Annotated in this window: 20 protein-coding genes; 14 read left to right on the forward strand and 6 right to left on the reverse strand. The window is 44.5% G+C overall.

Translation table 11 applies throughout. The features are described from left to right. Positions 1–85: 85 nt before the first annotated feature. Together MZO41_RS04710 and MZO41_RS04715 are read left to right on the forward strand one after the other, a co-directional pair. Complete coding sequence (locus tag MZO41_RS04710; RefSeq protein ID WP_013356026.1) at positions 86–2,137, forward strand: beta-galactosidase; 2,052 nt, start codon at positions 86–88, stop codon at positions 2,135–2,137. An 18-nt stretch (positions 2,138–2,155) separates the two neighbouring features. Next, positions 2,156–4,102, forward strand: a complete 1,947-nt coding sequence (locus MZO41_RS04715) for a sugar MFS transporter (RefSeq protein ID WP_003643048.1) — start codon at positions 2,156–2,158, stop codon at positions 4,100–4,102. 143 nt (positions 4,103–4,245) lie between these two features. On the opposite strand, the gene brnQ is transcribed toward MZO41_RS04715, so the two are convergent. Continuing rightward, positions 4,246–5,637 carry a branched-chain amino acid transport system II carrier protein gene (gene brnQ, locus MZO41_RS04720; RefSeq protein WP_003643557.1) on the reverse strand — a complete coding sequence of 464 codons (1,392 nt, stop codon included), beginning with the start codon at positions 5,635–5,637 and terminating at the stop codon, positions 4,246–4,248. Between the two features lie 495 nt (positions 5,638–6,132). Here brnQ and MZO41_RS04725 point away from each other — a divergent pair, with 495 nt between their 5' ends. Continuing rightward, on the forward strand, positions 6,133–7,869 hold the full coding sequence (locus MZO41_RS04725) for an ABC1 kinase family protein (protein ID WP_003643556.1): 1,737 nt from the start codon (positions 6,133–6,135) through the stop codon (positions 7,867–7,869). Positions 7,870–8,079: 210 nt separating this feature from the next. Here MZO41_RS04725 and MZO41_RS04730 read toward each other — a convergent pair whose 3' ends face one another. Continuing rightward, positions 8,080–8,730: an MIP/aquaporin family protein gene (locus MZO41_RS04730; protein WP_003643044.1), complete on the reverse strand. Its 651-nt coding sequence runs from the start codon at positions 8,728–8,730 to the stop codon at positions 8,080–8,082. 385 nt (positions 8,731–9,115) lie between these two features. On the opposite strand from MZO41_RS04730, the gene MZO41_RS04735 reads away from it, so the two are divergent. From MZO41_RS04735 to MZO41_RS04745, 3 genes are read left to right on the forward strand one after another with little or no spacing between them, the layout of a single operon-like run. Next, on the forward strand, positions 9,116–10,309 hold the full coding sequence (locus MZO41_RS04735) for an ATP-binding protein (RefSeq protein ID WP_003643555.1): 1,194 nt from the start codon (positions 9,116–9,118) through the stop codon (positions 10,307–10,309). Between the two features lie 17 nt (positions 10,310–10,326). Then, complete coding sequence (locus MZO41_RS04740; RefSeq protein WP_003643554.1) at positions 10,327–11,664, forward strand: vWA domain-containing protein; 1,338 nt, start codon at positions 10,327–10,329, stop codon at positions 11,662–11,664. A 1-nt stretch (position 11,665) separates the two neighbouring features. Then, entirely contained in the window at positions 11,666–11,965 is a 300-nt protein-coding gene (locus tag MZO41_RS04745; protein WP_003643553.1) for a hypothetical protein, read from the forward strand. A 127-nt stretch (positions 11,966–12,092) separates the two neighbouring features. On the opposite strand, the gene MZO41_RS04750 is transcribed toward MZO41_RS04745, so the two are convergent. Next, on the reverse strand, positions 12,093–12,680 hold the full coding sequence (locus MZO41_RS04750) for a TetR/AcrR family transcriptional regulator (protein ID WP_003643552.1): 588 nt from the start codon (positions 12,678–12,680) through the stop codon (positions 12,093–12,095). A 661-nt stretch (positions 12,681–13,341) separates the two neighbouring features. Between MZO41_RS04750 and MZO41_RS04755 the strand changes: the two genes are divergently transcribed. From MZO41_RS04755 to MZO41_RS04780, 6 genes are all read left to right on the forward strand, one after another. Beyond that, positions 13,342–13,620: a hypothetical protein gene (locus tag MZO41_RS04755; RefSeq protein ID WP_003643551.1), complete on the forward strand. Its 279-nt coding sequence runs from the start codon at positions 13,342–13,344 to the stop codon at positions 13,618–13,620. Then, positions 13,617–14,189, forward strand: a complete 573-nt coding sequence (locus MZO41_RS04760; RefSeq protein ID WP_003643037.1) for a WxL domain-containing protein — start codon at positions 13,617–13,619, stop codon at positions 14,187–14,189. The genes MZO41_RS04755 and MZO41_RS04760 overlap by 4 nt, the downstream gene beginning before the upstream one ends. 37 nt (positions 14,190–14,226) lie before the next feature. Beyond that, positions 14,227–14,919 (forward strand): WxL domain-containing protein, encoded by a 693-nt coding sequence (locus MZO41_RS04765; protein WP_003643036.1) that lies wholly within the window; start codon positions 14,227–14,229, stop codon positions 14,917–14,919. Positions 14,920–15,016: 97 nt separating this feature from the next. Further along, positions 15,017–16,030: a WxLIP family cell surface protein gene (locus MZO41_RS04770; RefSeq protein ID WP_003643035.1), complete on the forward strand. Its 1,014-nt coding sequence runs from the start codon at positions 15,017–15,019 to the stop codon at positions 16,028–16,030. 21 nt (positions 16,031–16,051) lie between these two features. Then, positions 16,052–18,202: a lectin-like domain-containing protein gene (locus MZO41_RS04775; RefSeq protein ID WP_013356025.1), complete on the forward strand. Its 2,151-nt coding sequence runs from the start codon at positions 16,052–16,054 to the stop codon at positions 18,200–18,202. 316 nt (positions 18,203–18,518) lie between these two features. Further along, on the forward strand, positions 18,519–19,871 hold the full coding sequence (locus MZO41_RS04780) for an FAD-dependent oxidoreductase (protein WP_003643033.1): 1,353 nt from the start codon (positions 18,519–18,521) through the stop codon (positions 19,869–19,871). A gap of 58 nt (positions 19,872–19,929) precedes the next feature. Here the strand turns inward: MZO41_RS04780 and MZO41_RS04785 are convergent, their stop codons facing one another. Continuing rightward, positions 19,930–20,403 (reverse strand): GNAT family N-acetyltransferase, encoded by a 474-nt coding sequence (locus MZO41_RS04785; protein ID WP_003643547.1) that lies wholly within the window; start codon positions 20,401–20,403, stop codon positions 19,930–19,932. Positions 20,404–21,145: 742 nt separating this feature from the next. On the opposite strand from MZO41_RS04785, the gene MZO41_RS04790 reads away from it, so the two are divergent. Continuing rightward, entirely contained in the window at positions 21,146–21,409 is a 264-nt protein-coding gene (locus MZO41_RS04790; RefSeq protein WP_222848477.1) for a hypothetical protein, read from the forward strand. A gap of 109 nt (positions 21,410–21,518) precedes the next feature. Here the strand turns inward: MZO41_RS04790 and MZO41_RS04795 are convergent, their stop codons facing one another. Then, entirely contained in the window at positions 21,519–23,435 is a 1,917-nt protein-coding gene (locus MZO41_RS04795; RefSeq protein WP_003643029.1) for a M13 family metallopeptidase, read from the reverse strand. A 308-nt stretch (positions 23,436–23,743) separates the two neighbouring features. After that, positions 23,744–24,409, reverse strand: a complete 666-nt coding sequence (locus tag MZO41_RS04800) for a Crp/Fnr family transcriptional regulator (protein ID WP_003643545.1) — start codon at positions 24,407–24,409, stop codon at positions 23,744–23,746. A gap of 200 nt (positions 24,410–24,609) precedes the next feature. Between MZO41_RS04800 and MZO41_RS04805 the strand changes: the two genes are divergently transcribed. Next, positions 24,610–24,831, forward strand: coding sequence for a heavy-metal-associated domain-containing protein (locus MZO41_RS04805; protein WP_024272221.1), 222 nt, complete (start codon positions 24,610–24,612; stop codon positions 24,829–24,831). Positions 24,832–24,838 lie beyond the last annotated feature (7 nt).

A 24,838-nucleotide genomic window follows, 5' to 3' on the forward strand; every position in this document is an offset into this window, starting at 1 on the left:
AAACGGGTTACATTCGTAAATGAAAGCGCTTATCATAAGAGCTGTTAAAGCGTAATTAAGTTGATAGAAGTGAGGGTGCGTTTGAATGTCCAATCCATTAAAGACAACAGAATTTTTGCATGGTGGTGATTATAATCCAGACCAGTGGCTTGACCAACCCGAGGTGATTAAGCAGGATTTTAAAGCGTTTAAGGCTGCTAAGTTAAATACGGTGACATTGGGAATCTTTGCTTGGGACAAGTTAGAGCCTGCTGAGGGGCAGTATGATTTTAGCTGGTTAGATCAAATTTTCGATCGTGCCGAAGCCCAAGGGACTAAGATCATTTTGTCGACGCCAAGCGGGGCTCGTCCACGCTGGTTAGCTGAGAAATATCCAGAAGTGTTACGTGTCAATGAACACGGACAGCGAAATCAATTCGGCGAGCGACATAATCACTGTTACACATCGCCAGTTTACCGAGAAAAGGTTCAAATGATTAACCAGAAGTTGGCGGAACGTTACGGTCAACGACCAAGCTTGCTGCTATGGCATATCTCTAATGAATATGGCGGTGCTTGTTACTGTGATTTGTGCCAGCAAGCCTTTCGTCATTGGGTTCAAAAAAAGTATCAAACGTTAGCCAATTTGAACCATGCTTACTGTGGTGCTTTTTGGAGTCACGATTATACAAGTTGGGATCAGGTTCAGGCACCGTCTCCGCTGGGTGATACGAATGTAATGGGACTTAACCTGGATTGGCATCGTTTTGTAACAGACCGGACGATTGACTTTTTTGATAATGAAATTAAACCGTTACGAGCGCTGACACCTAATATCCCTGTGACAGCCAATTTTATGGGTGGCAACCCATCAGAATCACACGTCTTTTATGATTTAGATTATCAGAAGTTTGCGAAGCATGTCGATATTGTGAGTTGGGATTCATATCCTAATTGGAGTAATGGTTACGAAAGTACGGCCCACTTGGCCATGAAAACTGCTTTGATGAATGACGTGATGCGGAGCCTCAAGCATGATAACTACTTGATTATGGAAAGTACACCGTCACAGGTTAATTGGCACCCATATAATCGTGCCAAACGACCAGGCATGCACGAAATGGGGAGCTTGCAACAGGTTGCCCATGGTGCCGACTCAGTTTTGTATTTCCAACTACATCAATCATTAGGAGCTTCTGAAATGTTTCATGGCGCCGTCATTGCCAACCATTGTGGCTCAAATACGCGGGCATTTAAGGACGTTCAAAAAGTTGGTCAGGACTTACAAAGCTTACAGGCCGCGCATGGAACGACCAGAACTGCAGCTAAAGTCGCTATTGTCTTTGATTATGACAACATGTGGGGCTTAGATGATGCCCGCAACTACGCTAACGAAACTAAAAAGTATTGGCGCACGATTCAAGAACATTACCAGTATTTCTGGAAACATGATATTCCAGTTGAAATTATTGCGACTACTGATGATTTGACGGCCTATGATTTGGTGATTGATCCGATGCACTTCATGATGAGCGCCCAGTTTGCGACTAAGCTTAAAGCATATGTGCAACAGGGCGGCCATCTGATCGGCACCTATATTACGGGCGTCGTTGATCATGACTTCTTAGCCTATCAAGGTGATGGGTTAGCTGACTTAGAAGCAACTTACGGAATTAAAGTTCAGGAAACTGACACATTATATCCGCAACAACATAATGCACTGACTGCTTATCACCAAGCGTATCAAGTGAATGATTATTGTGATGTAGTTGAGACGACAACGGCACAAGTCCTCGGCACGTATCAAAAAGACTTTTATGCTGGAACACCGGCTGTAACGGTCAATCAATTGGGCCAGGGAGCGGCGTATTATTTGGCTGCGCGGACCGATACTGACTTCTTGGATGCTTTCTATGAACGGCTTGCCACAAGTTTGGCACTTAAACCGGCCTTGCCAGTGATCAAAGCGAATGCCAAGGTAAGTATTCAAGTTAGAGAGAATGCGACGACGCGCTATTACTTCGTGATCAATTTTAGTCATCGACCAACGACGGTGACACTTGAAGTGCCGTTACGGCAGATTTTTGAGAATCAAGTGGTCAGTGGCAAGCAAGACTTGGCCAGCTATGGTGTTCAAGTCTATATGATGAATAAATAATTAAGTGGGGTGAAATTAATGGCACAAAATGTTGAACAACAACCAGTAACCAAGAAAAAGTTATCATGGCATCAAATTAATGAAGGTGTTGCCTTTGGATTAGGTAACTTAGGACACTCGGCATTCTATGGTGCGTTGAGTACCTATTTTATTGTCTTTGTCACTAGTGGGATGTTTAGCGGCGTTGCACCAGCTATCGCCAATCGGTTGATTGGTTTAATCACAGGACTGGTGGTGGTGATTCGTTTAGCGGAAGTCGTTGTCGATCCAATCTTAGGCAATATTGTTGATAATACGGAAACACGTTGGGGTAAGTTTAAGCCTTGGCAAGTCATTGGGAGTATTATCAGTTCGGTCTTATTAGTCGTTATTTTCTCAGGAATCTTTGGATTAGCAAAGGTAAACTGGATTTTATTTGCAATTGTTTTTGTGATTTTATTTATTATCTTGGATGTCTTCTATTCGTTAACAGATGTCTCGTATTGGGGCATGGTTCCAGCGATTAGTGAAGATAGTCATGCCCGGGGAATTTTCACGGCTCTTGGCAGTTTTACTGGGACGATCGGTTGGAACGGCCTGACAATGGTCGTTGTACCAATTACCACGTACTTTACCTTTATCGCAACTGGTAAGCATACCCAAGGTCCACAAGGCTGGCTAGCGTTTGCCGTTATTGTCGGTATTGTGGCAGTCATTTCCGCACTATTTGTCGCCTTTGGAACCAGTGAGAAGCACAATGCGATTCGGGAAGCAGCCAAACAAAAGACGACGATCAAAGGTGTCTTTATGGGCATTATCAAGAATGACCAAATTATGTGGGTCAGTCTGGGTTACTTATTCTATTCATTAGCATACGTGACAACCAACGGGGTTCTATTCTATCTTTTTAAATTCGTGATTGGTAAACCTGGTGAATTTTGGATTGCTGGGGCGGTCGCAACTGTGATCGGTTTTGTGACGTCACCACTATATCCAATCTTGAACCGGTTTATTCCACGGAAAGTGCTCTTTGCACTCGGTCAATGCTCAATGATTTTAGCCTATATTATCTTTATTGTTGCGCAGACGAATTTGACCTTATTGATCATCGGATTAGTCCTTTTCAATATTAACTTTGCCCAATTAGTCACGGTCCTATCAATGACCGATGCCATTGAATACGGTCAATTGAAGAATGGCAATCGTAATGAAGCGGTGGTGCTTGCCGTTCGGCCGATGCTCGACAAAATTACTGGTGCCTTTTCCAACGGTATCGTCGGTGCCATTGCTTTAGTTGCTGGTATGACTGGTAGTGCAACGGCCGCCGATATGACTGCAAGTAATATTCATACGTTTGAACTCTTAGCGTTTTACTTGCCGTTAGCATGTGCAATCTTGTCATTGTTAGTCTTTACATTCAAAGTAACCATTACCGAAAAGAAACATGCCGAAATTGTTGAAGAGTTACAGGCTAAATTGGCAACAGGGGAAGCAGCGGATGTTGCGGTAACGCCTGCATCTGACATTCTGACCACTGAAATCTTAGCACCAGTAAGCGGTCAACCGCTCGCATTAGCGGATGTCAAAAGTGCCGCACAGCCACAAGGCTTACCGGGAGTTGGTTTCGCCATCAGGCCAAGTGATGGTCGCCTCTATGCGCCATTCGATGGGACGATTCGGTTTACGTTCTCAACTAAACATACGTTAGGAATCGTGTCAGCTGACGGTCTTGAAACAATTATTCACGTGGGAATCGGGACGGTTAACCTCCGTGGTGCTGGCTTTACGACTTATTATCAAGATGGGCAAGTCGTACACGCTGGTGATTTACTGATGACCTTTGATCGTGATCTGATCAAACAGAGTGGTTATGACGATGTGGTTGTTACTTTCTTTACGCAACCTGGTCGCGTTACAGCACACACTGAAGATTGGTCAACAGAAGTACAGCATGGTCAATCAGCAATGAAAGTAACATTCAAATAGATTGGAGTTGTCGGTCATGACAACGCCGACTCATTGCGATAATTGTTCGTGTTAGACTTGAGGTATCAAATAAGCACTGCTCACAAAATAGTGGGCAGTGCTTATTTGGCATTCGTTAAATTGTTTAACAAGTACGGTACCGGTTAGCGTTTCATCGGTACTTCCATGCCAGTGCTGGCCTTTGCCCGCTGTAACAACAAGTAGTGGGCCGTGCCAAAGACGGCACCAACTAGCGCAGGGACTAACCAATCCATTCCGCTGCTGGCAAGTGGTAAGAAGCTTTGGACATGCGCCATTGCTTGGCCGAAAGTACTTTGGCTAACGACGGCGGGGAAAGCGGCAACCATATCAAAGACGGCGGGGACGACGGTGAAGACGACGACCCAAACATAGACGACACTTGACTTGTGGAAGAGTGGCGAAAGGATCGATAAGAAGATTAGTGCCATGGCTAACGGGTAAAGGAACATCAGGACGGGGGTGGACCAGGCAATGATCTGATTTAAGCCCACATTAGCAGTTAAAAATGAGGCGAGGCACGTGATTCTTAACCAGGCTTTGTAACTCAAGAAATCGAAGTGCTTATGGAAGTCCTGAGCGAAGGCGGCGACGAGCCCGATAGCGGTGGTCAAACAAGTGGTAATGATCAACACGGCTAAAATGGCTTGTCCGACATTACCCATGTAGTGGTTAACGATTTGGTCAAAGGCGACCCCGCCGTTATCGGATAATTTGAATTGACCTAACGATTGCGCGCCTAACAAGATTAAGAGCACGTAAATCAAGCCTTCAAAGGCCATTGAGAAGAAGCCAGCTCGGGCGGTCACCCACGCGGCTTTGTTCGGGTCGGTTTGGCCCATGAAATTAACGGCAGTGACGATAGTGACACCTAACGCCAACCCAGCTAAGGCGTCCATCGTGTTGTAGCCTTGCAAGAAACCATTGGTAAAGCCTGCGGTCTGATAGGCAGCAGTTGCACTGGTGCTACCGGCATGAGCTAGCGGACTGCTGAAAGCTACGGCGAAGATGGCGACTAATAATAGCAAAAATAATGGATTTAATAATTTGCCGACCCGAGCCATAATTTTGCTCTGTTCAACGGACAAGTAGTAGGCGAGTCCGAAAAATGCGGCGGAAAACAGCAGTAATGCGAGTGATTGATACTTTGCTGGGAAAAACGGTGCCAGACCAACGGTGAATGATACGGTGGCCGTCCGTGGTGTTCCAAAGAAGGGGCCAATTGTAAAGTGTATGAGAACCATGAAGACAACGGCAAAGGTTGCGCCTAGTGGTTTACCAATGTCATAAACGCCCTTAGATTTAGTGACACAGACGGCTAAAACCGATAGTAAGGGCAATAAAACCGCCGTGATGAGAAAGCCGGCCGCAGCAATCCCCCAGTGACCGCCCGCTAGCTGACCCAAGTGAAGTGGAAAAATGAGGTTGCCAGCCCCGAAGAATAAGGCGAAAATCATTGAACTTAAGGTGACGTAATCACGTTTGGTTAAGTTTCGCTTTTGAACTCGATTTAACATATCAACAGCACTCCCTTATTTGATTGAGACAATAATCATTAAATAAAAGTTGCGATTAACCAAAAAACGTCCTGATATCTGAGTTAGACTCAGAAACCAGGACGTTTGAACACGTGTTACCACCTTAGCTTTGTGACTGCCTTACGACGAATCACCTTAAAAAGTACGGCAAGTGGCCGGCCACTTGCGATACTTCGGCTCAATAATGGGAGCAACCAACAGCAACTAACATCAAGCTCGTCACTGCCACTCAGAACTGATTTTCAACGATCTGGTCATGATGTCATTGCACCAAACTGACACTCTCTAGGCATTTCCAGAAGGTTTACTTTGTTCATCGGCGTGTTTGTTAATCGATTTTTAATGTGGTTCTAATTTACAACCGCGATTAGTATTTGTCAATCTTTTTTCAAAAAAAGTTAGTTAGCTAGTGCGGATTCTTAAATAAAGATGGATAATAGCTGTAATAAGGAAATTTGTGAGGAGGGTCCGCTGATGACCAACAACAATGAGGAAAGGCCCCAATGGCAAGTGAATCAGAACCGCCATACCCGTTTTCGGACGATTGTCAGTGTCTTGCGGCGCTATAACGTTTTGAGCAACCTTGCACGTCAGAAAAATCCTGATCAAGTGCGCGCGGCGTTTGAAGAACTTGGACCGACGTTTATTAAAATTGGCCAGATTCTTTCTTCACGTACAGATATCGTTAAGCCAGAATTTGCTAACGAATTCAAGAAATTGCAAAATAATGTCCGGGCCGATGATTTTAGTGTGGTCAAGCAAACGATCGAGCAGCAGACAGGGAAGCCAATCAATGAAATGTTTGCCCAGTTTGACGAGCGACCGTTTGCATCAGCATCAATGGGCCAGACGCACCATGCGACGCTGCTCAATGGGCAGAAGGTCGTGGTGAAGGTGCAGCATCCGGGTATTGACGCCGAGGTGGCCCTAGATATTTCATTATTTGAGCGGGCGTTACCCCTATTGCGATATATTCCGGAATCTTCAGTTGTTGATTTGCGCGAAATGGTTGGTGAAATCAAACGGTCACTATTCAATGAATTGGATACCAGTATTGAGGTAAAAAATGGATTACGGTTTTACCGATTGAATAATGCGGACGATATTATTCGGGTACCCCGGGTTTATGCGAAGTATAGTACGCAAAAAGTGCTTGTTAACCAGTATATGCCGGGAACGACGATTCAGCATTTTATGGCGCAAATGCTTGCGGCCGATGAAGACGGAAATCACCAGTATGATGACGAACGCCGCTATTTGGCCCATGTCTTGGTGCAAAATTTCTTGAAGCAGGTTTTTGAAGATGGCTTTTTTCACGCTGATCCTCATCCAGGGAATATCTTATTGCGGGAATTGCAACCAGATGATATTGGGTATCACGATACGGTTCCCAAGCATGGCGGGAAAATTGGCAAACGGCAGTTACCACCATACCGGTTAGTTTATCTGGATTTTGGCATGATGGGTGAGATCAGTCCAGCTTTGATGGCAGGAATTGCTAATGTTGTCGTGGCAGTGACAACCGAAGATACCCATCAAGTCGGCAAAGCAATCTTAGCGATTTCAAACCGAACTGGCGTGGTTGATGAAGAAGCGTTCTTTAGTGAGTTAGCACCATTTTTAAGTCAGTATTATAATTCGGGACTGGGCGACATTGATTTTCAAGGCTTGTTGTTTGAAATGGTCAAGGTTTGTCGCAGTAATAATATTCAAATGAATCCAGCGGTTACCATGTTAGGTAAGGCGTTTGGAACGATCGAAGGTATTGTGGAGACGCTCGACCCAACCTTATCAATGATGGACGTGGCGCGGCCGTTTGCGCGCAAGTACATCCGCGAGAATTTTAATTGGCGCAATGAACTGGAAGATGGCATGTTGGCTAGCCTTCAAAGCCTGCGTGATGCCCCGAAGATTCCGTCACGCTTATTATCAGCTCTAGATACGTTTGAGAATGGTCAGACGCGGGTCAACTTGGTCTTTGCACACCGCAAGATGTTTATTGATCGGATTGATTCGATGGTCAATAAGATTGTACTGTCCGTTATTCTGGCAGCGCTGATTGTTGGATCATCACTACTAGTTCAAAGCCATCCTGATAATAGTTGGATTACAAACATTGGTATTTTTGGCTATGTTTCAGCAGTTGTCGTCATTATTGGCCTATTGATTGGAACGCTCCATTCCTGGTACACGCATTGGCGACGCAAGTAAAACTTGGCGTAGGGTTAGGCTATAGGCCATGCGTCATGAGAAGTTGGCAACGTAGATTCGTCTAATTGAGACTGCCTAAAATATAAGCATACGAAAAACAGCGGTACCGTGATGATTCCAAGCCATAAAATCATCACGGTACCGCTGTTTTATTAATCATGTTTCAGTATCAAATTGATCGTGGTTAATGGTACGACTGTCAATTGCTAACTAGTCTTCTGATCCCATAACCCGAGCACAGAATGCGGCCAAGATGGCGCCGACTTCTGGTGCTAAGATGTAGACCCATAGATGTGATAAGGCGCTACCACCAGCAAAAATAGCGGGGCCGATTGAACGGGCAGGGTTCAAAGAACCGCCCGTTAAGTTGAGAGCGACAATAATCAAGAATGCTAAGGTCACCCCAATGGTCAAACCAGCAAAGTCTGCGTTACCATGGTCATTACTAGTAACGTTCAGAATAACCATTAAGAATAAGAATGTGACTAGTGCTTCTACAAAGAAGGCCATACCACTGCCGATTTTTGGAAAATCGGTTTGACCAAGCGATGTTGCGGATAAGCCTAATGCACTGACAAACGACTTAACTGCTGCGGAAGCAACGATGGCCCCAATGATTTGGGCGATGATATAGCCAATGGCATCGGCGGCATCGATTCGACGGTTGATTAACATCGCAGTCGTAACGGCGGGGTTAAAGTGACCACCAGAAATACCACCAAAGGCATAGGCCGAAACGGTAATCGCTAACCCGAAGGCTAACCCAATAGCGAGGACGTCACCCTTAGCAATCACAACGGTTGCAGTCCCTAAGAAAACTAACATAAATGTGCCGAGAAATTCGGCGAGATACTTGCGCATAGTTGCACACTCCCTTTTTGAATAATTGCTAACTTAACCTATTTTACAATACCTGCTCGTGAAAACGACGGAATTTGTTTGATTTGTGAATATTTCCGATAAGATTTTTATAATTATATTAATGGATAAAACGCTGGTAAAACGTTGGTATAAAAACGTTTTATGGCAGTTGTGGATTGTTAAAACTATAATAAATAAAAATTTTATTTTTGCATAGTCACTATTGATAGTAGTCAGTATGATTGGTGTGTGACCTAACGTGACTGTGAACGCTAATTGTCGATAATGGTGGCTTCTGTTTTATAATGGTTAGGACAAGTAAGCTGATGTTTTTGAAAACGAATTAAATTTGTTTCACGTGGAACAGTAAAGGAAGGTTTAATTAATGGCGTTATCATATCAAGCTCTATTAACAGCAGTTCCGGTCGTTTTAAAAGCGGGGAACGTACCGAACATTGTCGGTGAAGCCGGGATTGGAAAGTCGGCCTTGGTAGCCGAGGTTGCTAAGCGGATGGGGGCGCAATTATACACGACCGTTGTGAGCCTGTCCGAAAAGGGGGATTTAGCGATCCCAGTCCCACCACTAACGAGCGACTCATTTATTCAAACGAAGCGCTATGGCCAGTTGGCTGACGTGCAATTCGGCTATGCACACACGTTGATTGAAATTATTCAGTATGCTGAGCAGCATCCTCAGCAGCCAATTTTATGGTTTTTAGACGAATTTAATCGTGGGACGCAGGCTGTTCAAAGTGAATTGATGAATCTGGTCTTGCAACGGACGATTAACACATTGAAATTGCCAGAACAGGTGCAATTGATCATTGCTGAAAATCCAGATGCTAGTATGACTGGATTCGAAAGTAGTACGTATGGCGTTACTGCCGGCGATGCGGCCATCAAAGATCGTACCGTGCGTCTAGTTATGCGAGCAGATGCGGCAGACTGGCTTGCTTGGGCCAAACAAGTGGATGAGCGCATGAACCGACCAAACATTCATCCACTCGTCCAGCAGTTTATTAGTGAAGATGTAACGCGGCTTAATCAGGCTGATGTCCAGGCTGATTTAACAGCGACGCCACGTGCGTGGGCGCGTGTTTCGGCTAATTTATATGAGATTGAAAAACTTCCTGTGCATCAACAAACGGCTGTGGCACTGGATATCTTTCAAGGAGATGTGGGTACTGAGCTAGGGCTTGTATTCGAGCAATTCTTGGAACAACAAGCCATTCATCTGACACCAGCGATGATTTATGACAGTCAACCAGTGGGGGCCGTGGTGCCGGCACCGATTCTTAAGCAGTTTACGGCGATGAATGAAATTCAAAAGCGAACGGTTTTGGCAAGCTGTTTGGCTCTAACAACCACGTATCCGTTGACGGACGATCAGCACGCTGGTCGGTTCATGCAACTCCTACAAACACTCAGTCAAGATGGTCAGTTTGCATTGGTTCAACAAATCGGCCATGAACGCGACTTATTAAAGCAATTATATACAGCAAATGTTGCCAAGCAAAGTCCGTATGTGACCGCTTTGTATCAGTATTTACAACAGGTCGCCAGTTGGTCAAATCAGTAAGAAAGCAGTGAGTCATCATGATTAACAATGCCAATGAGTACACACGATGGCAACAAGCGATGTTAGTGACGCCAACAGCAGACACGATCCAGGCAGGTGCGACCATGATTGATCGGGCCATTATTGAGTTACTAGCCACCGATCAATTTTATGGCGAGTTGCTGACCCGACTTCCCAGACAGTTAAATACGACGTTAACGACGCCGTTTATCTTAGCTTGGCAGAATAATCAGTTGGTCTTACAATATGCGCCAACAGTAATTGCTCGAGCTTTTTCACAGTTTTCTTACTTACAAGCGGGGTTAAAACACGTGGCACTACACATTGTCTGGCAACACCCCGTTCGGTATCGTGATCAGGTCAAGCAGCAGCCGGAGTTAGTGACGTTGGCGACCGACCTGGCCGTTAACCAGTATGTCGACGGTCTGCCTAAAGATGCGGTCAGTTTAACGACTGTCCAGCCGTTAGTCGATGCCCAGCTACCGCGACGAGCAGATTCTGGCTGTTATTTGAAATTATTACAGCAGCAGTCGCGGTCGCAACTTCAGCCGAATGGCACGCCCACCGTCACTTCGCGAAATAAGGACCAGCGGCAGCCAGCAAAAGGGTCTGGCGACCAAAAGTCGCAACAGTTGATCGATGATCCAAGTGGCTGGTCAGCCTCTGAACAGTTAACGAATCCCAATTTGGCAACTGCCCGTTTAAAACAGTTGGCGAAAGATGCTTGGCAGCAAACAAATGAAGCTGGCCGAGGGTTAGTGGCCGGCAATGTTCGAGCTCAGCTCACTGTAATGACGCAGCCGGCCCAGCTTGATTGGCGACAATTACTAGTTCGGGGCCTGGGTCAGATTCCGAGCGGTACTAAGGCCTCGCACGCGCGCTTTAATCGACGGCAACCCGCGCGGATGGAAATACCCGGTCAAATTGGCGATACGCGCTTGGACTTGCAAGTTTATGTTGATAATTCAGGTTCTATCAGTGATCTGATGCTGCAACGATTACTGGCACAGGTGGCTACTTTAACCCGATTACTTGCAACAACCATCACCGTTAAGCCGTTTGATGCAATCGTACAGCCTGGTCAAACGTATCAGGTGAGTTTGCCACAGCAGATTCGCTTTACTCGCCGTGGCGGTGGTGGAACCATTTATCAAAGTATTTTTGATGATTTACTAACACATCATAAGACGAATGCGACGACCTTGGCGCTGATCTTAACGGATGGCCGTGGTGAACGGCACGTTGAGTCACACCGTTTTACAAATGTGATTTGGTTGTTAGCGCGGGCTGAAGATCGATTGTCGATTGAGCCAGCAATCGGTCATGTAGTTAATTTGAACTTGGAGGATGAATAATATGGGGACACCACTTAATCCAGATGATATGCAATCCTTGTTGACCCATGACCGTCGTTATCAGCGGGCCAGTGCCATCTTAACGGATCAGTGGCAACGAATCATAGCCGATGAAGATTTGGCTTACCGACAACAGATTACGATTGACGATTTACAGTTTGCTAAGGCGTTGCTAGCTAGTGAGACGCTGACAAGTCAATTTGAATTTGACCATTACGCGGGTGTGCAACGGTTGCGACAACATTATGGTAGTCAATTGACGAGCTCAGCACAGCACTGGTTAGTGCAAAAATATTTATAAGTCAATCGCTAGTTATGACCCAAAAGTATGACTGTGACTTATATATAGATGAAAAAATAAAGCAAGCTTTTCCCAAAATGTTCGGGAGAAGCTTGCTTATTTTATGCGCTGATTAACTGCTTTAGGTTCAACGACGTGCTAGAAAAGCCATCCAGGCTTGTTGCTGCGCTTGAATATCTGGCTGACTGCCTTGACGGAGTCGCGTTTGAAGGCCAATGCGGGCTTCTAGCAGTGCCTGAGCTAATGTCATACTGGACTGATTATTGATAATTTTCTCGTTAGCTTGACCTTTGAGGATGACCGCAGCCATGAGGGTCAGGTAGTCGTCATAAAACCAGCTGACGGCTTGCTGAACATCAGTATCAGTAGTACCAAATTCAGCGACGGCGTTAGCCATTAGGTCACCGGCTGGTTGTTCGGATGTCGTTAAATCGTGGCTAAAGAGCATACTCAGGATAGCTAAGGGGGCGGCACCATCCTGCTCTAAGCGTTGCATTGCTTGGGTACAACGCATTAAAGTTTGTTGGTGATAGCGCTGGAGTGCACGCAGGTAAAGTGTGTGCTTGTCCCCGATAGCGTTATATAAACTTTGCTTCTTGACGCCACTAGTTATTACGATTTCGTCCATGGAAGTATGATAATAGCCTTGCTGCCAAAATAAGTGCATGATTTTTTCGATAACTTGATCGTCTTGAAATGTCTTTTTAGCGGGCATGATTCGAACCGCCTTTCTGGTTAAAAATAAGTGTTTTAAGTATACCACAGCACACTTCATTGTTTGGTAAATGAATATTAACGTTTGAAATTATTTGATTAGGGGGCTTTTACTGTTTTTAAAGCCGATTTTAATTAGTTGATTGTGTTGCACTTTAAAATTGATAAAAGATTTCCACATTAAATCGATTACATAATTTTATAAATTGAAGATAATTTATGTAATAGCTTGCTGTTACAACGATATTCTAAATATATATAGGATTTCAATATTTATAATTATCAAAATTTTTAACTTATGTGTGGCCTCATCAAAGTCTAACGATAATATAATGTTGACGGCTTGTTTAGTTGAACACGCCAACTAGTTGGACCTAATCGGATAAATGAAAGCAGTAGGAAAGCTTGCCGTTAAACTGATTACAGTAGTTTATATTAAAATATTTGTAATCACTATAATATTAAAAATGGCTCAGAAGTCCGTTAAAATAGGAATTTTAATCAATAGTTAAGGGGCGTCATCAATTGACAGCGATTCCAAAACCATGATATATTTTCGTTGCTGATAGGGTTACTCACAACGATTCACTATTGGTACTAAGCGTTAATAATGATACTAAGCTTAAGTCAATATCTGGAAAGGATGTGGTCATATTAATTGGATGGGCAGCTTTCAAGACTTAGGTATTAGTCAGCTAGTCAAGTTACCACTAGTAGCTGATACGCAATCAGGCACTTACCACTTAACGATCACTTCTAATTCAGGTGGCAATGCGGCGGCCGATAAAATTGTGAGCCCGCTACAAGGTGTATTACCGCAAATGAATGGGACCCAGCAATGGATTCTGTTCGGTATCGGCGTATGTGGACTTAGTTTATTAATATTATTAATTCTAATCTGGTGGCGCAACCGTCAAACAATAAAGGAGCAACCAAAATGAAAAAATATCTCGGAACTCTCGTTGCAGGCATGACACTAATGGCAGGATTACCACTTGTTGGCCAAGCTGCAGATACGGAGACAACGACCAAAGCTGAAGTTGAATTAATCCAGGATGACACTAATAAAGATATTACCTTGGATCAAGCACCTGGTGTTAGCTTTGGGACCGAAAAAATCACTAATGACAGTAAAACCTATGATGCTAAGAACGTTACTGGCGACTTGAAAGTGACCAACCCTGGGAATACGGACGGATGGTTAGTACAAGTTAAAGGTTCGAAGTTCATGAATGCAGATGATACTCGTGAATTACGGGGCGCCGCGTTAACTTTTGCACAAGTTAATGCAACTGCGGATGATGCTAATAACATCTCTAAAGCAAAAGCTTATAAAGTGGATATCACTGACCAAAATCAAATTATCATGGATGCAGAAGCTAATGAAGGGATCGGTAAGTTTACGAGTAAGTATGCAACCAATGAAGTTAGCCTGTTGATCCCTGCTGGTAACGCGGCTGGCGCTTACACTTCAACCTTGACATGGACATTAGGCAACGCCCCTAGCTAACCAGTTAATGCGCCAGAGGAGAACTGAGGTGTGACCGATGAAAAAGGGATTGTTGGTAACAGGTCGGTTATTAATGACTGTGATAGGTTGTCTCATCATTAGTAACTGGGGCTGGTTTATCGCAACGCAAGCTGCAACGACACAGTCACAGGTGCAGGTAGAAATGACCCCCTCGGATGATGACAATGCAGTTTCTCCGGTCGACCCTGATGATCCCAGTAAACCATACCCGGGTGACCCGGTCGATGAAGACAATGTCGCTGGTACGGGCTCACGGGGAAAGTTAACCATTGATTTCGTCAGTAATTTGAAATTCAATGCAATTACGACCGCGGGTGGGCCGTTTAAGACGACTGCCAAGAATGAGCGGGCGATGATTCAAATAACTGATCGCCGCGCCACGGCTGCTGGATGGACGTTACAGGTCACGCCAAGCGGGTTGCAAAGTGGTCAGCAGACCTTAACGACGTCTTTAAAATTAGGCGCAGTCCAATTACGGCCAGGTGCTGGCAATGTTAGTACTGCACCTAACGTTGTTAATACTGGTGAATTAGTTGCTGGTTTAGCGAATAATGTCGTGATTGCCCCGCCTAATACTGGTCTAGGTACTTGGCTGGTCGTTCTGAATCGCGGGCAGGTACCCACGGAACTTGAAGTCCATGATCGCCAATTGCGTGCTGGCGACTACACGGGTACGCTGGCTTGGTCATTAACGAACGCACCTAGTTAATTAAATGGTTTGATGTGAAGCTGCTACTTGTAAAGAATGGCAGCTTCAATCATACATAGCTCGTCACTTACCGTTGAATAAAGGAAGGGTAAAGCCTATGAAAAAAATATTTTGGCAGTTAATTGCCGTTGTGAGCATCGTTATGGCAGGTTTGACAATGACTGCTAGAGCGGATGACCTCAATTACACGGTCCAGGCTGATTTGCCTGATAACCAAATTAATCAAAAAGTGTCCTATTTTGACTTGAAGGTCACACCAGGGCAAACGCAAAATCTCACTTTAACCATTAAAAATAGTGATAGTAAAGAACATCGATACACGGTATCACCTAATCTGGCGGTTACAAATAATAACGGTATCATCGATTACAGCCAAGCAAAGGCTAAGGCCGATGACTCCTTGAAGTTTAACATCAAGACAGCACTTTCAAAGTCACAGGTCGTGACCGTTCCCGCTAAGTCAAGCAAAAAAGTCACTATTAAATTGACGGTACCCGAGAAAAAGTTTGCGGGCGTGGCGCTGGGTGGAATCAATATCATCCAGGAACTCAGTACCAAGGCGAAACAATCTAGTAGTGGCATGGCCATCAATAATCAATATGCGTACGTGATTGGCTTGCAGTTACGTGAATCTGATCCAAGCGGGATCAAACCTGTGATGAAGTTGCACGCGGTAAAAGCCAAGCAACGTAACTATCGTAATTACGTTACGGCTAATCTGCAAAACAACCAGCCCGTTATTATGCATGGCTTAAAGATCAAAAGCTACGTGACTAAAGCTGGTTCATCTAAAAAATTATTGACGACGACTAAGGAAAACATGTCAATGGCGCCGAATAGTAATTTTGACTTTGCAGTTGGTGACGGGACGCAACAATTGAAGGCGGGCAAGTACACTTTACATTTAACGGCAACGGCTGATAAGGGTAAGTGGCAATTTACAAAGAACTTTACCATTACTGATAAAGAAGCTCAGACTTTAAATGATACAGCTGTTACAGAAAAACAATCGAACTATTTCTGGTGGTTTGTTGCGTTGGGCGCACTGATTGTTGTCCTATTAGGCGCAATTATCTGGCTACTATTGAAAAACCGCCGTCGTCAGGACTAACTAGCGAGAGGAGTTTTCAACATGTGGAAGGGACCGAAACAAATACTAGTTGCATTAACTGCATTAATGGGATTATGGGCCGGGACCGCCCAAATTCAGGCTGCTGACGAAGCGACGTTGGCAACGGCACCGTCTGGCCTGAATCAGTTGGATAAACTCTTTACGCTACCAGCGGCATTCAGTAGTGGCATTAGTAATAGTGCGAATATTGGGAATGTGACCAATGCAAGCTCGCCAAATACGCAGGCCGTTCAGGTTATTAACGGCAAGAAGCAAGTGGGTGGCTTTTGGTCGAACGACGCCAATCGCCTAGATTTAAATAAAGATGCTACGTTTAAAATGTGGGTGTATTTGGGAACATCCACGAGTACTAGTAAGGCCGGCGATGGGATGGCTTTTGTCTTACAAAATGATCCAAATGGTACTGCCGCATCCGCACAAGTCAGTTCGTCCAGCATTATTGGTGAGACACTCGGTGTTTGGGGTGTTGATACGGATAATAAATTGAAGGACGGCGAAGAATTTGCGAAAACGGCCATCCAAAATAGTTGGGCCTTAGAGTTTGATACCTATACCAATACTTCAACTAGCTATAGTAATGCTGGTAAGGGTGATTCGTTTGATGATGGTATTAAGAAACAACACATTGCGACCGGGTATCCTGGGCTGGCTAGTCAGTATGAAAATCAGTCTGTCAGGAGTTTAGACGTTACCGGGATAATTTGGTCAACCCGGTACTACTTTACGCAAAAACATACCAACCTAGTGACGAATATGTCATTAGGAGATAGCAAGTGGCACCACCTGGTGATGGACTGGCATGCGGCGACTAAAACGATGACGTACACTTATAATGACATCAATCCAGATGGGTCGGCGACTGGTAGCGGCTTTACTCAGAGTGAAGTGTTAGATACTAGCCAATTCAACAGTAGTGATGGCCTGGTTCGCTGGGGATTCATGGGGGCGACTGGTAGTAATTCTGGTAATAACATGGTCGTGATTGAAAGCGCGCCGAATTTAGTTGACGTACAGGCGGCGGTTAAGGTTACGGATAAGACCAAGAATCGTGAAATCAAGACAGGCGGCCAGCTCAAAGCTCAGCATAAAGTTCAGTACGACTATCAATTGACTTACCAAGGTGGTCAAATTGACTGGGATAACATTATGGCTGAACTCAATCTACCACAGCATATTACGTTTGACAGTGCCAAGGTAACGTATGCGGATGGTAGTGAGCAGACTTTGACGGCGCCAACGAGTAGTGATACTAAAGTTGACTATACTCTAGATAAAGCAGTATCGGCTAGTCAACCGACCGCGACGATCACGCTCAATGGGACGGCCGAGAATGTCGTTGTCAATGAACAGACAACTGCAACGACGGCGACATTTAAAAATAAGGTGTTTGAAACAACGACGGAAGCACCGGATTATATGATTACAGTCGATCAGCCGCTATACCTTAAAATTCGTAATAGTCCGTATACTGTCGCCAATGGGGAAGACGTGATCATCAGAGGGATTGTTGCAGCCGAGGATTCGGAACAATTAACTAACGGTCAAGTGACACTACACCCAACGCTTAATGGCAAGGAAATGCCAACGGTTCAAATGTCGGATGATGACGAACAAGGTTACTTCTACTACAAGGTCAAAGCAGAGGATTTACACGTCGGCGATGACAATGAGATTGAACTATGGGCATCTGACCGTTACGAGAACGTCTCACCAGTTGATAAAGCGCAGATTATTGTTACTGCAGGTGAACTTGGTTTTAAGACGGTTGCCAAAAGCAGCACGTTTAAAACCATTACTTTAGATGGTTCGGCTCAAACGACAGACCGGGAAGACGATTGGCAACTAGTTGTACGGGATAGTCGTGGTAAGGGCTCTAGTTGGCAACTACAAGCTAGTGCGACTAATTTTAAAACAACCGGTGGTCAGAATTTGGCGGGCGACGTGATTTTCCGCGACAGTGAGCAGACGACCACGCTGAATTCTGCGGGTACGGTGATTGACAGTCACACGGCTACTAGTGATAACGATGATTATGATGTCTTGGCAGACTGGACGAATAAGTCAGGCATTTTATATCAAAGCAATGCGGGAGCTACTCCGGGTTCTTACACGGGGGATATTACGTGGACGTTAACAGATGCACCTAAGTAATGATCGGGTTGGTATAAGAGAAGCAAAAGCACTCACACGCAAGATTGTGAGTGCTTTTGCTTTCTAGTTATTAGCCATAATGGTTAAAGATAATAATAATTTTAATTACCACAGTTAAGTGAATGAATAATCAGCCTGAATGACTGAGAACGTTGTAATCAAGGCATTTGTTTATCGTGTGATTAGTGAAGCATTTACACTTTTTACGTGTTTTTGGTTGCGTTTTCTTTTTACTTTAGTACAATGTAATTGTTACCAAATACATGTTGCACAAGCATGATTGTGAATATAAACACATTTAAGGAGCGATTTAAAAATGAAAGTTATTGTAATTGGTTGTACCCATGCCGGCACTGCTGCCGTTAATCAGATTTTAGCATCAAATCCAGATACTGAAGTGACGATTTATGAAAGAAATGACAATGTCTCGTTCCTATCCTGTGGGATCGCACTTTACCTTGGCGGCCAAGTTGCTGATCCTCAAGGCCTATTTTATTCCAGTCCTGAACAGTTAGCTAAGTTAGGCGCAACTGTTCATATGCAACATGATGTGACGGATGTGAATACTGACAAACATGAAATTACGGTTACTGACTTAAAGACTGGTGAATCTAAGACTGATCACTATGACAAGTTAGTTGTCACTACTGGTTCATGGCCTGTTATTCCACCAATTGACGGCATCGATAGTCCCAATGTCTACTTATGCAAGAACTGGACGCACGCTCAGAATTTATGGGAAGCAGCCAAACCAGCTAAGCGGGTCATTGTGATCGGTGGCGGTTATATCGGTACTGAATTAGTTGAAGCTTACCAGAAGCAAGGTAAGGAAGTCACACTAATTGATGGTTTACCACGGATTTTAAATAAATACTTAGACAAAGAATTCACTGACCGGGTTGAACAAGACTTTGTTGATCACGGTATCAAGATGGCTTTGAATCAAATGGTGCAAGGCTTCAGTGATGATGGTAAAGAAGTTACGGTCAAGACTGACAAGGGCAGCTACACAGCCGACATGGCGATTCTTTGTGTTGGCTTCCGGCCAAATACCGGCTTACTCAAGGGCAAGGTCGATATGAACGCTAATGGCTCGATCAAGACCAATGACTACATGCAAACTTCTGATCCAGACATTTACGGGGCTGGTGACTCGGTTGCTGTTCACTATAACCCAACTAAGAAAGATGCTTATATCCCATTAGCAACGAATGCGGTTCGCCAAGGAACCTTAGTTGGTTTGAACATCTTCAAGCCAACGCGGAAGTACATGGGGACACAATCAACTTCTGGGTTAATGTTGTTCGGCCAAACCATCGTTTCATCTGGGATGACCCTAGAACATGCACAGGCCGAAAATGTTCCGGCAGCCGCTGTCACTTTTGAAGACAACTACCGGCCAGAATTTATGCCAACCACTAAGCCTGTTTTAATGCAATTGGTTTACAATCCTGAAACTCGCGAAATCCTAGGTGCACAATTCATGAGTGAACATGATGTTTCGCAATCAGCCAATGTGATTTCAGTGATGATTCAAAATCACAATACCATTGACGACTTAGGGTTCGTAGATATGTTCTTCCAACCAATTTACGACCGGCCATTTAACTATTTGAACTTACTTGGTCAAGCAGCGATTGCCCATGCGGCCGAAGCTGTCACTGAATAATAAGTTAAAATAACGCGATGCTTACCTTGCTTCATGAAGGTAGCATCGCGTTATTTGTTTATTGGTGATAATTGAATGTTAAGTGGTCGGTGGTACTAAAGTTAAGGCCAGCCAGTATTTGTGCCATTAGGTCATCGTGCTTTGGTAAAATCAATGTGAGTCGGTTCAACTTTAACTCAACGGTACCAAATGCCACCAACCGTTCTAAGATTTCCCTGAGCGTAGTTACTTGCTGATAAGTAGCAGTCAGGTCAACACTGAGAGTTGCTTCATGCTTAGCCGTATCGATTGGGGCAAAGCCGACCTGACCGACGAACGCATTCGTGTCTCGATCCGTTACGCCCCAAACAAGCTGGTGGTCATGAAAAATCTCGCGCATGGTGTGGTTAATTTGTGCAGCGGTTGTTTCCATAGTGGCTGTCGCATTGCTGGTCTGATATAAGTTGAAAACGTCGATAACGCGCACCTTTGTTAACCAATCGAACGTATAGTGTGGCGTTAGAATGGGATGATACTTTTCAAATTGTGACATAGTGCCTCCTTTAAAATGCGTCATGAATATTTAGTAATTCCTATTGTACTAGTTAAACTGTTATGAATCATGATTAAAACGTGCCATTTAGTTGGCTTATTGTTCGTCAGCCGGTGAGTGTCCTATTCCGACCTCCGGGGCTGGGTGACAATTGCTGGAACGTAAGCCGACGTCGATTTGAGCCCGTGCACAACCCGCCCGGTCTCAAATACGAGTCTTATTCTAAGCCGGAAGCAACCCACTTCCGACTAAGAATAATTTGGCCACTGAGCATTGTCACCCAACCCCTCCGGTCGGTAAGCCGCTCGAATGGCAGATGAACGGCCACTTAACTTGGTACAATTTGTCGTTGGCTATTTTGATATTGGAACTTTAGGTGAAATATCAGAGTGCCTTCTCCACTTTGCCAAAACGTTCAGTTGTTACTACGGCGATTCAGAATAACGAGCTATCACAATATCATTTTCAGCCTAACAGTTGATTGACAAGATTACTGTCTATAAGAAACAACGACAAAGCCATCAAAAACTGAGTACGCACATGTCCGCCATTCGAATACTGTCCCGAGCACGTTTCACCAATATGGCATTAAAGCGTGGAAGACCAGTATTTAAGACGTGGTCTTCGGATTAAATCTGTGTCCACCGCGTTCCAGCAATTGGCAGAAATGCCTGGAAGTCGGCGTAGGACGAACTAACTAAGCAAGTTTACGCTAACTCGAACTGTTTCCAGCGAACCTAAGTTGGCTGATTTTGAACTCAAAAAATGGCACGTTTTAATCATAGTTAATGCTAGTTGTTTTCGATGGTTACCAGTGTCCAAATATGCTGATTTAAGCGTCAAGTGGACTGGGATTGCCTTGTTGATGACCCTCACTGAAAATGGCGTTAAGTCGACTAATAACGCGTCTGCTGGTGTGATTTGCGGTGCAGTCGTGATTGAGACTGGGTCACAGTCCAATAACGATGTAACGGCATCAGACGACAGTTCTATTGTAATATACTAACGCGTAATTTGAATGAATAAGACCCATAATGATGGAACAGATAAAAGACCGACTAACAAGCAATCGCACCGCTTGTTAGTCGGTCTTAGTGTTCATTGATTAAAGCTTTTTACCAGATTTTGACCCGCTTATCTGGTGCCAAATACATGGCATCATCGGGTTGAATGTCGAAGGTTGTGTAGAAATCATCTAAGTTCTTAGGTTGTACGTTTGCTCGGAGCTTAGCTGGAGCGTGGACGTCGATTGAAAGTAAGAGTTGCATGTATTCAGTCGTGGCCTTCATACGCCAAACCATGGCCCAGTTAGTGAAGAACGCACTCAAATCAACGTCATCTTCGCCCTTAGCAGCTTCTTCCGCGCAACTTAAGCCTCCCGCATCGGCGATGTTTTCGGATACGGTCAACGTCCCGTTAACTTTCGCACCAGCAAAGTCTAAGCCATCGAATTCACTGATCATGGACTTGGCAAGTTCCTTGAAGTGGGCAGAATCTTCCTCGGTCCACCAATTATGCAAGTTACCGAATTCATCAAATAGGGCACCATTGTTGTCAAAAGCGTGCGAGATTTCATGAGCAATAACTGCACCAATACCACCATAGTTAGCGCTAGAAGATTGTTCTAAGCTGTAGAAAGGTGCTTGTAGGATAGCAGCTGGAAAGACAATAATGTTCATAAATGGGTGGTAGTAAGCATTGACGGTGTCCGCACTCATTTCCCAGCGGGTCCGATCAGTGGCTTTGCCCCACTTTGAGAACATGTCTTGGCGTGCCAAACGGTTAAAGTGGAGGACGTTGCTCAATACGTTGCCACCTTGTTCGGGCGTGTGCGTCTTGAATTTCGTGTAAATCGTTTCTAATTTATCAGGGTAACCGACTTGAATGCCGAGTTTATCAAGCTTGGTCACGGCTTTAGCACGCGTATCTGCGCTGAGCCAAGTGTTCGCTTGCAACCGGCGTTTGTAGACGGCAATCATCTTTTCGACCATCTGATGAACGTCCGCTTTGGCCGCTTCACCAAAATACTTGTGGCCGTAATAGAGTCCAACGACTTGATCAAAAGTTCCGGTAGCTAGATAGTAGGCACTCTTAGCTTGGTTCCGCGGTTCTTTTTGACCAGACAATGCCCGTGAATAAGTCGTGGCTAATACCCGCATTTCATCACTGAGGTAACCACTGTACCGTTGAACGAGTTTAGCTTTCATCCAGTTCTTCATCAGACCGAAGTTATCAGGATTGACTACTTCGTTAAAGTGATCGAAGAAGGCGGGTTCTGGCAAGATGACGAGGTCGGGATTACCATCGATGACGGAGTAGGTGATGGCGGCTAAGTCTAAATAACGACTAGTGTTAACAAAATCGTTGAATTTGCGAGGATTATACATCTTACTGTAATCAGCCGACTCTTCAGCGGATTTGATCCACGGAACGATCAAACGATCGAATTGCAGCGTGTCATCAACGATTTTTTGTGCTTCGTCCTTTTCGTAACCAGTTTTTTGCAACAGTTCGGTCATCATTTTAGCGTAAATTGCTAGTAACTTAGGGCCGGCCTGGTTGCCTTCGTCGTAGTATGTCTTGTCTGGCAAGATAGTCCCAGGTGCTTGGGCAAATAAGGCGTTGACCTTGGTATTTTTCATATCAGCGTCGACATCCAAGCTGAATGGTAATGGGAGGCCGTCGTAGATCCAATCGGGCATCCGTTGTTGTAAGTCAGCAAAGTCGCTTAAACTATCAATTTGCTTGAGACACGGCAGAATTGGTTCCGCACCATTGGCATTGCGTTGGTCGAAATCTTTAGCTAAGCGGTAAAACTTAATGAATTCGGTTAGCTGAGGATCGTCGGGGGTAACTGTTCCCGCCGCCATTGCATCAAAGTCATGCATTAACGTTTTTTCAATGGCATCAACTAAGTCCATAAAGCCCCCGGTTGAAGAATGGTCATCCGGAATGACGGCGGTTTTGAGCCACTCGCCGTTGACGGCATCGTAGAGATCTTGTTTTACTGCTGCTTGATTAATGGTTGCCATTAAATCCACTCCCTAATAAATTTTCTAATACTAAGTTAATTATACCTTAGATTATTCTCAGTGGTATCATCTGGTACCGACTCAGTAAAAAATGATACTAATCATCTTAATAGTCCTGAATCAGTAGCTGATGGGTTGTGAATGTTAATGTAAAGGTCAAGATTACTTCTGAATTATCGGCATGCAGGAGCTGTTAGTGCCTGTAAATCACCTTATGAGGCAGCGTGATGGTTGACGTAAAAGCCCCCGGATGACTAACAGTGATTTCGCTAGTCATCCGGGGGAAGGGATAATTTAATTAGTAGTCATTATTCAGTTAATAATAGCTGGTCGGCATCGTTAATTTCGATGACCTTGCCAGGCTTTTGCGTAATTAGGCCTTGACGCTCGAATAAGGCGAGCTTACGGCTGATGCTTTCAGGGGTGGTGCCGAGGAACGTCGCCAGGTCCTTTTTCTTTAATGGTAGTTTAAACGTGTCGGTTTTGAGCGCTGCCGCTGTTTCAGTGATATAGTTCGCTAAACGGGCTTCGACGGATTCAGTGGCCGTGCTGGTTGTTTGACGCTCCAGTTGACTGAGACGTTTGCCAAAGACGTTTAAGACGTTGATGCTGATACTGGGATATTTTTGCATCAAGTCTTGAAAGTCTGAACGGCGAATACTGCAAACATCCGTCGGTACTAAGGCTTCACCGAATGAGGTTCGCCGTTGATTTTCAAATAAGGCAGCTTCGCCATCGATATCACCAGTTTGTAATAGATATAGTAACTGCTCGCGACCATTGGCAGCTAGCTGATAGACTTTAACCTGCCCATTGGCAACAATCATCAGTGAATCCAGTGGATCGTCAGCACCAAATAAAGTGCTGCCGGCTGGATAGTGGTGGTGACGAACGATCGATTCGATGGTGTCTAATTGTTCACTACCGAGTTCGCTAAAAATTGGGACTAACTGCACACATTCATGTTCTGCCATAAGGCCCACCTCCTGAATAAATTCACCCTAACTATAACAGATTTTGCTTGGTAGATAGGGTTTGACGTTTTAAATTTCCTGCTATTTTAATAACTATATTGTAGCGTAAAACTTTTTTGAATTTCTTGACGGCCGTCAAGTTCTGGTCAATCAAATCCGGTTATGATAGAACCATCAAATGAACGACACGGAGGTAATTGATTATGAAAATTATTATGCAATTAGGAACGTTGACTTGCCCATCATGCATGACCAAGATCGAAAAGGCCGTTGCTAACCATGACGGCGTTGAGAATGTTAAGGTGCTATTCAATGCCAGCAAGGTCAAGGCTAACTTTGATCCTGAAGTGACGAATGCCGATGATTTGGCACAAGTTGTTACCGGACTTGGTTACGAAGTTGAAAACGTCAAGGTTAAGTAGGAGGAAT

This window comes from Lactiplantibacillus sp. C232 (assembly GCF_023806725.1).
Taxonomy (GTDB): Bacteria; Bacillota; Bacilli; order Lactobacillales; family Lactobacillaceae; genus Lactiplantibacillus; species Lactiplantibacillus plantarum.